Below are 13,413 nucleotides of genomic sequence, written 5' to 3' on the forward strand. Positions count from 1 at the left end.
CCGAGGCCACGCCATGGACCGCATCATCTACACCTCCATGACCGGCGCGAATGCCGCCGCGCACCGGCAGGCGGTGCTGGCCAACAACCTGGCCAACGCCTCCACCACCGGCTTTCGCGCCGAGATGTCCAACTTCCGCTCGGTGCCGCTGCAAGGCGGCGGCTCCACGACGCGCGTGTTCGCGCTGGAGGCCACCTCGGGCCATGTGGACACACCCGGCCCCGCGCAGACCACGGGCCGTCCGCTGGACGCCATGGCCGTGGGCAATGCCTGGTTCGCCGTGCAGGGGCTGGACGGCGTGGAAACCTACACGCGCGCCGGGTCCTTTCAGGTCACTGCCGCCGGACAGCTGGTCACCAGCACCGGCATGGCCGTGCTCTCGGACGGCGGCGCACCCATCGACGTGCCCCCTAATGCCGAAGTGACGCTGGGCGCCGACGGCACCATCACCGCCCGCCTGGCGGGCGAAGTACCCCAGCCCGTGGCCCGCCTGAAACTGGCCACGCCCGCGGCGGACAACCCGCTCACGCGCGGCGACGACGGGCTGTTCCGCACGGCCGGCGGCGACCCGCTGCCCGCCGACCCCAACGCGCGCCTGCGCTCGGGCGTGCTGGAGGGATCCAACGTGAACCCGGTGGAATGCATGGTCGGCATGATCGCCGCCGCCCGCCAGTTCGAACAACAAATGCGCCTGCTGCAGACCGCCGAGAGCGACGACAAGAGCGCAGGCCAGCTGCTGAGCCTCAACGGCTAACCCTGAAGGACTACCGCCATGATGAATTCGCTGTGGATCGCCAAGACCGGCATGACCGCCCAGCAGACCCAGCTGGATGTGATCTCGCACAACCTCGCCAACGTGTCCACCACGGGCTTCAAGCGCAACAACGCGGTGTTCGAGGACCTGATCTACCAAAACCTGCGCCAGGTCGGCAGCCAGACCACCGAGGAGAACCAGTTGCCCACGGGCCTGCACCTGGGCCTGGGCGTGAACGTGGTCGCCACCAGCCGCAACTTCACGCAGGGCAGCCTGCAGCAGTCGGGCAACAGCCTGGACGTGGCCATCGACGGCAACGGCTTCTTCGAGGTCCAGTTGCCCGACGGCACCACCGGCTACACGCGCGACGGCGCGTTCAAGCTCGACTCGCAGGGCCGCGTGGTCACCTCCAGCGGTCTGCCCGTGGCGCCCGGCATCACCGTGCCGGCGGACGCCAAGAGCATCAGCATCAGCGAGCGCGGCATGGTGAGCGTGACCGTGGCGGGCAACCCCAACCCCCAGCAGATCGGCCAGCTGGGCATGTCCAGCTTCATCAACTCCGCAGGCCTGGAGCCTGTGGGCCAGAACCTGTACCGCGAGTCCGCCGCCTCCGGCGCGCCGCAGCAGGCCGAGCCGGGCACCAACGGCCTGGGCATCATCAAGCAGGGCTTCCTGGAGAACTCCAACGTCAACGTGGTGGAGGAACTGGTCACCATGATCCAGACCCAGCGCGCCTACGAGATGAATTCCAAGGCTATCCAGACGTCCGACCAGATGCTGGCCAAGCTGTCGCAGCTGTGAGCCGCACGACAAGGAACCCTGCCATGACCACCTCCCTCCTGCGCCTTCTGGCAGCGGCCACCGCTGCCGCGCTCGCCGCTGGCTGCGCCAGCATCAACCCTCCCCCGCCGGTGGACGTGCTGCCCACCACGCCGCCCCCGATGGCCGCCCTGCCGCGGCCCGCCGGCCCAGCCTCGGGAAGCCTGTTCCATGCCGCCAGCTACCGGCCTGCTTTCGAGGATCAACGCGCGCGCCTGGTGGGCGACATGGTCACCATCGAGATCCTGGAGAGCATCGACGCCAAGCAGGACACCAAGTCCAACGTCAACCGCAACGGCGACACCAAGGGCAGCATCACGGCGCTGCCGCTGCTGGCCCCCTCCACGGTGGGCAAGCTGGCCGCGCGATCGGGCCTGGGCGCGGGCTACGAGAACACCTTCAACGGCAGCGGCAACACCGCCAGCAAGAACGAGTTCAAGAGCAACATCACCACCCTCGTCACCGAAGTGCTGCCCAACGGGCACCTGGTCATCACCGGCGAGAAGCAGGTGGGCGTGAACCGCAGCGTGGATGTGCTGCGCTTCTCGGGCATCGTCGATCCCCGCCACCTGCGCCGCGGCCAGCCGGGCCATCCGGGCAGCGTGATCGACTCGCGCTACGTGGCCAATGTGCGCGTGATCTCGCGCGGCCTGGGCGAGCAGGCCGAGGCCCAGGCCATGGGCTGGCTGGCGCGCGCGTTCAACACCATCAGCCCGTTCTAAATGACGCTGCAACGCTTGTGGGCAGGTGCCCTGCGCGCGGCCGCGCTGGTGGCGGCACTGGCCTGCGCTCCGGCAGGCGCGCAGGACTTCCGCGACCCGGTGGACCAGCCCTTCACCGTGTGGCCCAACATCCCGGTGATCCGCGCCTCCGACCTCGGCGACTACGGCCAGGACCGCCAGATCATTGCCGACCTGCATGCCGACAAGGCCGACCCCGCCAAGGTGGCCGCCGCGCTGCAGGCGGTGGACGGCCTGCAGGCCCACCACGAGCGCGCGGCCCTGGCCGAGCTGGGGCGCAGCCTCAACGTACAGCTGATCGCCGAGCTGGACCGGCAGGCGCGGCGCATCAACACGCGCAACCCCAAACTGCGCTTCGACTTCGCCGACATCACCCCCGAGCAGCTGCAGCGCCCCTCCGCACGGGACGACCTTCCCAGCCGCGTGGGCCGCATCACGCTGGCCGCCTACATCACCTACACGCGGCTGGACGGCGCGCTGGTGCAGGCCACGGCCACGCTGGTCAAGCTGCGCAGCGGTGCGTCGCAGAGCTTCACCGCCACGGCGCCCGCGCCGCTATTGGCCGAGGCGCTGGCGCGCGACCTGTTCGACTACTTCCAGGGCACGCGCTTCACGGCCCACCAGAACCCGCTGGGCAGCGCGCAGTGGCTCACGGCCGCGCCGGGCCATGCCGACCGGCTGGTGTCGCGCGACGCGGCCTTGCGCTACTGCCAGTCGCAGAACGCCGCGCTGCCCACGGCGGCAGAACTGGAAACCGCCGAGGCCGCGGGCTTCTACGGCGGCGGCGTGGCCCTGCAGCCGGCCGGCGTGTACCACGTGCAGGCGGGCCTGTACGACACGGCGCTTGCGCACGACGGCGCGGGCCGCGCGCGGCCCAACCACCTGGCCAGCGTGCCCAACGGCTACTACTACTGCATCCGCCATGCCGCAGCGCCCGCCAGGGCCGCGCGCACGCGCAAGTAAACTATTACTTTTATAGCTACTAGCGCTTGATGGTAAAGCGCTGGAGGCCAATTTTGCTATCAGCGCTGCGCCACCGGCAAGCCACGCCGCACCCGCCGCCCCAGCGCCGATAAACGCCCCAAAAGCCCCCGCTTTTCCGCGCATTGCCCAAAGGCCCGGCTGCCCACAATCGGGGGCATGAAAGCCTTGCCCTACTCCCGCATCGTCCATTGCCTGGTGGCCCTGGCCACCGCCCTGGGCCTGGCCGCGCCCGCGCAGGCCGTGCGCCTGAAGGAAATCGCGGCCGTGCAGGGCGTGCGCAGCAACCAGTTGTCCGGCTACGGCCTGGTGGTGGGCCTGGACGGCACGGGCGACCAGTCCACGCAGATGCCGTTCACCGCGCAGGCCATGTCCAACTACCTGCAGCAGGCGGGCATCAGCCTGCCGCCGGGCACCACGGCGCCACAGCTCAAGAACGTGGCCACGGTGGTGATCACGGCGCAGTTGCCCGCCTTCGCCCAGCCGGGGCAGATGATCGACGTGGCGGTGTCCTCCATCGGCAACGCCAAGTCGCTCAAGGGCGGCACGCTGATCGCCACGCCGCTGCGCGGCGCGGACGGCGAGATCTACGCCCTGGCGCAGGGCAACGTGGTGGTGGGCGGGGCGGGCGCATCGGCCGGCGGCAGCAAGGTGCAGATCAACCACCTGAGCGCCGGACGCATCCCCGATGGCGCCCAGGTCGAGCGCGCCGTGCCCACGCCGCTGCACGACAGCGACACCATCACCCTGGGCCTGAATGCCTCGGACTTCCAGGCCGCGCGCAAGGTGGCGCTGGCCATCAACGCCCGCTCGGGCCCGGATACCGCCGTGGCGCTGGACGGGCGCACCGTGCAGGTGCGCGCGCCGCAGGACCCCGGCGCGCGGGTGAATTTCATCGCCGAGCTGGAGGAGCTGCAACTGCCCGACTCCACGCCCGCGGCCAAGGTGGTCATCAACGCGCGCACCGGCTCCATCGTGCTCAACCAGGCGGTGACGCTGGGCCCCTGCGCCATCGCGCACGGCAACCTGTCCATCACCATCAGCACCACGCCAGTCATCAGCCAGCCCAGCCCGCTGTCGCGCGGCGTGACCGTGGTGGCGCAAAAGAGCGACATCGCCATCCAGCAGGACGGCGGCAAGGTGATGCAGGTGCCCGCCTCGCCGCAGCTGGCCGACGTGGTGCGCGCGCTCAACACGCTGGGCGCCACACCGCAGGACCTGCTGGCCATCCTGCAGGCCATCAAGGCCGCAGGCGCTCTCAACGCCGAGCTGGAGGTGATCTGATGCCGCTCCTGCGCGTCCTTCCCCGCGGCGGCGCCGCTTCCATTCAAGGTCCATGCCGCGTGCGGCGCGACGGGAGGTGGACATGAGCCTTTCGCTCCCCAATGCAGGCACACCGTCCGCACGCCAGGCGCTGGCCGTGGACGGCCGCGCACTCAACAGCCTCAAGGCGCAAGCCAGCCAGGGCGACGCCCAGGCCACCCAGGACGCCACGCTGGAGGCGGCCAAGCAGCTCGAATCCCTGTTCATGCGCGAGCTCATCAAGAGCATGCGCGAGGCCACGATGAAGTCCGGCCTGCTGGAGGGCGCCGAGGGCAACCTGGCCAGCGACCTGTTCGACCAGCAGCTGTCGGTGCAGATGGCGGGTCAGCCCGGTGGGCTGGCCGAGGCCATCCAGCGCCAGCTCTCGCGCCAGTTGGGCGGCGACGGCCAGACCACGCTGGTGCCGGGCTCCACGCTGAGCATGGACGTCGCGCTGCGCAAGGCTGCGCCTGCCGACAATCCGCGCGCGGCGTCGCCCAAGGGGCGTGACGACTTCGTGCAGCACCACCGCGCCGCGGCCGAGCGCGTGGCGCGCAGCAGCGGCATCCCCGCCAGCTTCATGCTGGGCCAGGCCGGGCACGAGACAGGCTGGGGCAAGGGCGAGATCCGTCACAAGGACGGCAGCAACTCCTTCAACCTGTTCGGCATCAAGGCCGGCAAGGGCTGGACCGGCAAGGTGGCCGAGGTGACCACCACCGAATACATCAACGGCGCGCCGCGCAAGGTGGTCGCCAAGTTCCGCGCCTACGACTCGTTCGAGGAGTCGTTCCGCGACTACGCACGCCTGATCAACGACAACCCGCGCTACGAGAAGGCGCGCGAGAAGACCCATTCCGCCGTCGCCTACGCCACGGAGCTGCAGAAGGCCGGCTACGCCACCGATCCGCAATACGCCGCCAAGCTCAGCCGCGCCATCCAGAGCACGCTGGGCGTGGCGCGCACCCCCAGCGCGCCCGTGCTGGCCCAGGCATCCGGCACGCAGGCCTGAACCCATAAGAACCAACGCACTGAACCATGAGTCTTCTGAACGTCGGCGCCCGCGCCCTCCTCTCCAACCAGGTCGCCTTGCAGACCACCGGGCACAACATCGCCAACGTCAGCACGGCCGGATATTCGCGCCAGAACGTGGCGATGGAGACCGTGCAGGGCCAGTTCACCGGCTCAGGCTACATCGGCAACGGCGTGCAGGTGGCCACCATCCTGCGCAACCACAGCGAGCTGCTGACGCGCCAGGCCGCGGCCGCCCAGGCGGTACAGGCGGGCGACACGGTGCGCGCCGAGCGCCTGGGGCAGCTGCAGGACGTATTCCAGGGGGGCACCAGCGGCCTGGGGGCAGCCATCACCGACATGCTGAACTCGCTGGCCGATGTGGTGGCGTCGCCCACCGACATCACGGCACGCACCGTCACGCTCACCCGCATGGACGAGATGGCCGCTCGCATGCGCAGCAGCGCGGAGCAGCTGCACGAAATCGCCTATTCGGTCAATGAACAGTTGCAGAACGACGCCACGCGCATCAACTCGCTGGCCAAGAGCATCGCCGACGTGAACGAGCAGATCGCCCGCGTCAAGGGCAACGGCCAGACTCCCAACGACCTGCTGGACAAGCGCGACCAGCTGATCCGCGAACTCAACCAGTTCATCCAGACCACGCAGATCCCGGCCGACGATGGCACGGTGGGCGTGTTCATCGGCGGCAGCCAGGCGCTGGTGCTGGGCGGCAAGGCCAGCGAGGTGCTGGTGGCGGAATCCCAGCAGTTCCCGGGGAGCCAGCTCACGCAGCTGTTCTTCAAGCCCGCGGGCGGCGCGCCCGTGGAGTTGAACGAGGGCATGCTGGGCGGCGGCGAAGTGGCCGGCCTGCTGCGCTTTGCCAACCAGGACCTGGCCGAGGGCCGCAACCTGCTGGGGCGCATGGCGCTGGCCATCGGCCGGACGATGAACTACCAACAGGGCATGGGCCTGACACTGGACGGACAGGCCGGCAAGCCACTGTTCTCCGAACCCGATAAGGCGCCGGGCTATACCAGCGGAACGGCACAAGGATTCATCGATTTTCAAACGCCTTTGGGCACCTCCGAGTTCGCCGCATCGGACTACGAGGTGCGGTTTACGGGGGGACCCACTCCCACTGGCGAGGTTCCAGGGCAAATCATTCGGCTATCCGACGGCAAGACCATCAACGTAGCGAATCTGATGGCCTCAGCGGGTACACAAATGGACGGGCTAACCTTCAAGTTCAGCACCGCGGGCGCCGTCAACGAGCGCGTGCTATTCAAGCCCTTTGCCAGCGCCGCGGCCAACATACAGGCACTGGTGTACTCGCCGCGCGAGCTGGCTGCGGCAAACCCCATCAGTTCGGCCATGGGCACCTCCAACGCGGGCTCGCTGCAACTGGCGGAACTGAAGGCCACTGGCCAGCATTGGGATGCGACTGCAGGCAAGGTGGTTGCCACTGGCGTGCTCAATCTCCCACCCGCTGGAGGGGTGCAGCTCACGTACCGCGACGGGCCACCCTCAGGATTTGTCATCACGGGTACCAATGATCAGCCGCTGAACCTTCCTCCGCCAGCACCCTACACCCCGGGTACGACCGTCGTTCCCTATGTGCCAGGAGAGCCGCTTCGGATCGACGGCTGGTCCATCACTCTGCAGGGCACCCCCAAGGACGGGGACACGGTAACCGTTGGGGATGCCAAGCTCAGTGGCGACTGGTACACCCGCAACGCCGGCAACGCATCGGCCCTCATGGCGCTGCGCGACGTGAAGATGTTCGACGAGTCCACGCTGTCCGACGGCTACGCCGGGCTGATGGCCCAGGTGGGCACGCGCACGCAGAGCGCCCAGTACGCGGCCAAGCTCTCGGACTCCATCGCCAGCAATCTGGAAGCCAGCCGCACGGCCGTCTCCGGTGTGAACCTGGACGAGGAGGCCGCGCGGCTGATCCAGTACCAGCAGGCCTACCAGGCATCCGCCAAGATGCTGCAGATCGCGCAGAACATTTTCGACAACCTGATCCAGTCCATGGGCCGCTGAAAGGAACCGCCATGAGCAGCTCTTTCTATCGCGTCAGCACCGCCAACATGTACGACGCCACGCTGCGCAACCTGAGCGCGCGGCAAAAGACCCTGGTGGACCTGCAGGAGAACCTCACCGCGGGCAAGCGCGTGGTGCGCCCCAGCGACGACCCCGTGGCCGCCGCCCAGGCCGAGCGCGCGCTCACGCGCATCAGCCGCATCCAGACCGAGCAACGCGCGCTGGACGTGCAGCGCAACGCCATCGCGCAGGCCGAGTCCACCCTGGGCGACGCCGTGGGACTGGTGCAAGAGATTCGCCAGCTGGTCGTGGCCGCTGGCGGCGGCGCGCTCAAGCCCGAGGACCGCAAGACCTACGCCAACCAGATCCAGAGCCTGCGCGAGCAGCTCACGCAGGTGATCAACCGCAAGGACACCAACGGCGTGCCGCTGCTGGGCGCGCTGGGCAGCGCGCTGGAGCCCTTCACCGGCCCGCTGCTGAGCAACCCCGACTACCTGTTCGCCGGACTGCCGGGGCAGGCAGCCAGCGGCGGCACGTCGATTCCCACCACCGTGGACGGGCATGCCGCGCTGATGTTCGACCCGGTGCGCGACGGCGTGTACACCGCCACCGTCACGCGCGGCGCGGGCAGTTCCCTGGTAACGAGCGCCATCACGACCTCCAACCGCGAGGCACTGGACGGCGCGCAGTATGCGCTGGCCGTGAACACCGTCACGGTGGACCCGGTAGCGGGCACCACCGTCGTCGACTACACGCTGACCAAGACCGCCAAGGACGGGACGGTGACCACCTCGAACGTGACCACCGCGCCCGTCAAGACCGGCCAGCCCATTCCCATCACCATCAACGAGGGCCCGGACACGGTCATGTCGTTCAGCCTGACGGGCACGCCCGCGGCGGGCGACAGCGTTGCCCTGCAGCCCAGCTCCAGCCTGATGGGCACCATCGACAGCGCGATCCGCGGGATCACCGACGCCACCGACAGCGTGGCCGCGTCCCAGGCCGTCGGCCAGGCCCTGGCCAACATCGACGCCGGCATGGAACGCCTGCACAACATGCGCGGCTATGCGGGCGAGCTGCTCAACCGCGCCGACCGCATCACCGGCGACCAGGACAAGCGCTCGATCCAGCTCGAAGCCGACCGCTCGCGCGCGGAGGACCTCGACATGGTGCAGGGTATCTCGGACTTTCAGAACGCCAGCGTGGGCTACGAGGCCGCGCTCAAGTCCTACGCGCAGGTGCAGCGCCTGTCGCTCTTCAATTTCATCAGCTGACGCCGCGCACGCAGGGTTTCGCCACGTGCGCGCCCGCGCGACTGGCGTGACAATGGCCGGCATCCCGCTCTGACCACATTTCTACCCCATGGTCCAATCCGTTCTTGGCAGCCTGGTGCTGGGCTACCGGCCCCTCTGGAATGCCGCGCGCCGGCTGGCCGGCATCCAGCTGTACGTTCACAGCGAGGGCGCCACCCTGGTGGATGCGCCGCACCTGCTGCGCACCATCCAGGAACTGTGGACCTCCAGCTCGCCGCCGCTGCTGCTGTCCGCTCGCTCGCAGCAGCTGCTGGTGGACCTGCTGGAGCATGCCCCTCGCGGCGCGCCCTGGATCGAAGTGCCCCAGGCCTGGCTGGACGTGCCCGCGATCCGCGAGCGCGCGCGCCAGGCCCACGCCCGCGGCCTGCGCCTGGTGTGGCGCGGCGAGCTGGACCACCTGCCCGACGCCGACACCGCGCGGCTGTTCGACAACAGCCTGCTGCACCTGTCCAGCAGCGACGCCGTGCAGGCCCTGCAGGCCGCGGCTGCGGGGCGCAGCGATGCCAGCCCCCGTGCCGCCGGCCAGCGCAGTCCGCTGATCGCCGGGCAGGTGTATGACAACGTGGCCAGCCGCGCGCTGCTCACGCACTGCCTGGACGAAGGCGGCGCGCTGGCCGTGGCCGGCTGGCCCGTGGAGGACGTGCTCTACAACCTGCGCCATCGCCAGCCCCAGCCCGCGCACGAGGTGGTGCTCAAGCTCATGAAGGCCATCGACGACGAGCAGTCCATCGACCGCTTCGAGCAGATCCTGGGCGAGGATCCGCTGCTGGCCTACCGCTTCATGGTCTACACCAACTCCGCTGCGCTCGGCCTGTCCACCGGCGTGGATTCGCTGCGCCGAGGTCTGGTGATGATGGGCTACGGCTCGCTGGGGCGCTGGCTGGCCGACCAGTTGCCGCACGCTGCCACCGAACCCGATCTGCGCCCCATCCGCGCCAGCATGGTGCTGCGCGCGCGCCTGACCGAGCACCTGCTGGACGCTGGCGTGGGCAAAGACCTGCGCCGCGAGGTGTACCTGAGCGGCCTGTTCTCGCAGCTGGACGAGGTGCTGCGCGAGCCTCTGGGCACCATCCTGCGCCGCGTGCCGCTGTCCGAGCGGGTGTACGACGCGGCCGTGCTGCGCACCGGCCCCTACGCCCCCAGCCTGGAGATGGCCTGCGCGCTGGAGAGCGACGACGCGGGCGCCATCCGCCAGCTGTGCGAGACGCATGAGCTGGAGCTGGAATACGTCAACCGCGCGCTGCTGCGCGTGCTGTCCGAGCTGGTGGTGGAGCGCCCGCACGCGCACTGATGGCGACTCACGGCCCGTGGTGTTTTTGGGCCGTAGCGCACAATCCAGGCGCGCAGACCACTATCAAATCATGAGCAAATCCGGCCCTTCAAGCACCGACGCCTCCCGCGCCCACGCAGCCACCAGCCGCGGCGCCTTCTCCTCCAGCCTGGGCGTGCTCGCCGCCACGCTGGGTTCCGCCGTCGGGCTGGGCAACATCTGGAAGTTCCCCTCGCTCACCGGCGCCAACGGCGGCGCGGGCTTTCTGCTGATCTACCTGCTCTCGACGCTGTTCATCGGCCTGCCGCTCATGGTGGCCGAGATCGCCATCGGCCGCCAGGCGCGCGCCAATCCCATCTCTGCGCTGCGCCAGCTGCAGCCCCGCGGCGCGCCGTGGTGGTTGATCGGCGTGGCAGGCATGGCGGCGGCGTTCCTGATCATGGCGTTCTATTCCGAGGTCGTCGCCTGGGTGTTTGCCTACGTGGCCAAGGCCCTGTCGGGCAGCCTGCTGTCCAGCGACCCGGTGCAGACGCAGGCCAGCTTCGATGCCCTGGTGCGGGACCCGGTGCAGGCGCTGCTGTGGCAGTGGGTGGTGCTGGCCTTCATCGGCGGCATCCTGCTGCTGGGCGTCACCCGCGGCATCGAGGCGGCCACCAAACGGCTGATGCCGCTGCTGTTCCTGCTGCTGGTGCTGCTGGGCGGCTACAGCCTGACGCTGCCCGGCGCGGGCCAGGCGCTGTCGTTCCTGTTCGCGCCCGAGTGGCACAAGATCACGCCCGCGGTGGTGCTGACCGCCATGGGCCTGGCGTTCTTCAAGCTGTCCATCGGCATGGGCACGATGATGACCTACGGCAGCTACTTCACCGCCGAGCAGAACATCCCGGCCACCGCCACGCGCGTGATGCTGGCCGACCTGTCGGTGTCGCTGCTGGCGGGCATGGCGATCTTCCCCGCGGTGTTCAGCTTCGGCTTCCAGCCGTCGGCGGGGCCATCCCTGGTGTTCATCACGATCCCCGCGGTGTTCGCGCAGATGCCGGGTGGCTCGGTGCTGCTGGCGGCGTTCTTCCTCCTCACCGCCATCGCCGCGACGGGCGCCATGCTCTCCCTGATGGAGGTGCCGGTCGTCATCCTGCACGAGCGCTGGGGCCTGAGCCGGCCCCGGGCCACGCTGCTCACGCTGCTGATCCTGGGGCTGCTGGGCGCGGGCTGCGCCCTGAGCCAGAGCACGCTGGCCGCCTTCCAGCCGGGCGGGCGCACCCTGTTCGACTGGGCGGACTACCTCTCGTCCAACCTGCTGCTGCCCGCGGGGGGCATCGCCATCGCGCTCTTCGTCGGCTGGGCCTGGGGCGAGCGCGCATTCGCGGCGCAACTCTCCAACCACGGGCAGTTGGGCAACCAGGGGCTGGCCCGCGTCGTGAGCCTGCTGCTGCGCTGGGTCACGCCGGTGCTGATCCTGCTGGTCATGCTCGCGGGGCTGGGGGTGTTCTCCGGCGCGTGACGGCGCGGCACCTCGGCGTTTTGAGCTAAAACACCGCGCAACCCTTTCCTGGCGAGCGCAAGCAGCTAGTTTTTTCATAGCGCACGCCATCCATGGCGCCGGCATGGCCTTTGCGCCGTGCGTGGCGCAGGACGCATGATGGCCGGCTCTTCCATAGCCGCCAGCCCACAGGAGAACCCCATGCACGACGCCCCGCCCGCCACCCCCCTGTGCCGCCTGCTGGGCTGCCGCCTGCCGCTGGTGCTCGCGGGTATGGGCGGCGTGTCGCGCAGCGAACTGGTGGCTGCGGTGACCGAGGCCGGCGGGTTCGGCTTCCTGGGCATGGTGCGCGAGCCGCTGGCGCTGATCGAGCGCGAGGTGGCGCAGGTGCGCCAGCGCACGGCCTTGCCCTTCGGCGTGAACCTGATCCCCGCGGCCACGCCCGCGCCCCTGCTGCGCGCGCAGGTGGACCTGCTGATCGCGCTGCAGGTGCCCGTGGTCAGCCTGTTCTGGGACGTGGATGCCGGCGTGATCGCGCGGCTGCGCGCAGCGGGCATCACCGTGGTGCACCAGATCGGCTCCGCCGCCGAGGCGCTGCAGGCGCAGGAGGCCGGCGCGCAGGCTCTCATCGCGCAGGGCGTGGAGGCCGGCGGCCATGTGCGCGGGCGCCAGCCGCTGGCCGAGCTGTTGTCCGAGGTACTGGCGATGGCCAGCGTCCCCGTGGCCGCCGCGGGCGGCCTGGCCGATGGGCAGGGCGTGGCGCATGTACTGGCCCAGGGCGCGCAGGCCGCGGTGCTGGGGACCGCCTTGATGGCCACGCACGAGTCCTTCGCCCACGACGCGCACAAGCAGCGGCTGGTGGCCGCGCAGGCCGGCGACACTGTGCTGACCGAGGACTTCCACATCAACTGGCCGCCCCACGCCGCGGTGCGTGTGCTGGCCAACAGCGTCACGCGGCGCGAGCGCGGCGACCCGTTCGCCGCCACAGGCGACATCCAACGCACGGTGATCGGCGACGAGGAAGGCCGGCCCATCTACCTGTTCAGCACCGACTCGCCGCTGCGCTCCATGACCGGCGACTTCGAGGCCATGGCGCTGTACGCCGGCCAGGGTGTGGGGCGCATCACGGCCATCGAACCCGCGGGCGAGCGGCTGCGCCGCATCGCCGCCGAGGCCGCCGCACACCTGCGGCTGCTGAACGACACGCCCGTGGCCGTGGCGTCGCCCGTGTGCTACGCGGGGGATGCGGAGCGCGAGCGCCACGCCCCACTCATCGCGCGGCTGGACGAGCTGCTGGAGGCCGAGCGCGCCGGCGCGCGCGTGGCGCTGCGCAGCCGCACCGAAACCGAGGACGAAGCGCTGCGCGCGCTGATCGACGCCATCCACCGCGACGAAGTGAAGTGGTGCGGCATGCTGATGCGCGCCATCCGCACGCTGGAGGGCACGCCCGGCAGCCGCACGGGCGACTTCTACGACAAGGCCATGGCCGTGCCCGACCTGCGCGAGCGCCTGGCCTTCCTCAACCGCGGCCAGGGCTGGGTGGCCAAGAAGCTGCGTGAACTGCTGCCGCTGGTGGACGATGCGGGCATCCGCGCCGGGCTGCAAGAGATGCTGCAGGCACACGTGGACAACCTGGACAAGGTGAACACCGCCTTGGGGCTCACGCCGCCGCGGCGTTGACGCCAGCGCTACGTAAAAGAGAG

11 protein-coding genes are annotated in these 13,413 nt (G+C 69.8%); all 11 read left to right on the plus strand.

Annotated features, from left to right (window positions below; genetic code table 11):
- The first annotated feature begins 13 nt into the window (after positions 1–13).
- The 11 genes from flgF to PCQ86_RS17935 all read left to right on the plus strand — a co-directional run bounded on the left by flgF (position 14) and on the right by PCQ86_RS17935 (position 13,390).
- Entirely contained in the window at positions 14–754 is a 741-nt protein-coding gene (flgF, locus tag PCQ86_RS17885; protein WP_103738056.1) for a flagellar basal-body rod protein FlgF, read from the plus strand.
- Positions 755–772: 18 nt separating this feature from the next.
- Entirely contained in the window at positions 773–1,555 is a 783-nt protein-coding gene (gene flgG / locus PCQ86_RS17890; RefSeq protein ID WP_011806919.1) for a flagellar basal-body rod protein FlgG, read from the plus strand.
- Between the two features lie 23 nt (positions 1,556–1,578).
- Positions 1,579–2,295 (plus strand): flagellar basal body L-ring protein FlgH, encoded by a 717-nt coding sequence (locus PCQ86_RS17895; protein WP_270174359.1) that lies wholly within the window; start codon positions 1,579–1,581, stop codon positions 2,293–2,295.
- On the plus strand, positions 2,296–3,276 hold the full coding sequence (locus tag PCQ86_RS17900; protein ID WP_088888266.1) for a hypothetical protein: 981 nt from the start codon (positions 2,296–2,298) through the stop codon (positions 3,274–3,276). It begins immediately after the preceding gene.
- Positions 3,277–3,453: 177 nt separating this feature from the next.
- Positions 3,454–4,578 (plus strand): flagellar basal body P-ring protein FlgI, encoded by a 1,125-nt coding sequence (locus tag PCQ86_RS17905; RefSeq protein WP_011806922.1) that lies wholly within the window; start codon positions 3,454–3,456, stop codon positions 4,576–4,578.
- Between the two features lie 82 nt (positions 4,579–4,660).
- Positions 4,661–5,605: a flagellar assembly peptidoglycan hydrolase FlgJ gene (gene flgJ / locus PCQ86_RS17910; protein ID WP_270174360.1), complete on the plus strand. Its 945-nt coding sequence runs from the start codon at positions 4,661–4,663 to the stop codon at positions 5,603–5,605.
- A 26-nt stretch (positions 5,606–5,631) separates the two neighbouring features.
- Complete coding sequence (gene flgK / locus PCQ86_RS17915; protein ID WP_270174361.1) at positions 5,632–7,650, plus strand: flagellar hook-associated protein FlgK; 2,019 nt, start codon at positions 5,632–5,634, stop codon at positions 7,648–7,650.
- A gap of 11 nt (positions 7,651–7,661) precedes the next feature.
- The gene (gene flgL, locus PCQ86_RS17920) at positions 7,662–8,924 is read left to right on the plus strand and encodes a flagellar hook-associated protein FlgL (RefSeq protein ID WP_270174362.1); all 1,263 of its coding nucleotides are present in this window, start codon (positions 7,662–7,664) and stop codon (positions 8,922–8,924) included.
- An 88-nt stretch (positions 8,925–9,012) separates the two neighbouring features.
- On the plus strand, positions 9,013–10,254 hold the full coding sequence (locus PCQ86_RS17925) for an HDOD domain-containing protein (RefSeq protein ID WP_270174363.1): 1,242 nt from the start codon (positions 9,013–9,015) through the stop codon (positions 10,252–10,254).
- Between the two features lie 70 nt (positions 10,255–10,324).
- Positions 10,325–11,731, plus strand: coding sequence for a sodium-dependent transporter (locus PCQ86_RS17930; protein ID WP_172208735.1), 1,407 nt, complete (start codon positions 10,325–10,327; stop codon positions 11,729–11,731).
- Positions 11,732–11,911: 180 nt separating this feature from the next.
- The gene (locus PCQ86_RS17935) at positions 11,912–13,390 is read left to right on the plus strand and encodes a nitronate monooxygenase (RefSeq protein ID WP_270174364.1); all 1,479 of its coding nucleotides are present in this window, start codon (positions 11,912–11,914) and stop codon (positions 13,388–13,390) included.
- Positions 13,391–13,413: the final 23 nt, after the last annotated feature.

Source organism: Diaphorobacter sp. ED-3 (assembly GCF_027625375.1).
GTDB lineage: Bacteria > Pseudomonadota > Gammaproteobacteria > Burkholderiales > Burkholderiaceae_C > Diaphorobacter > Diaphorobacter nitroreducens.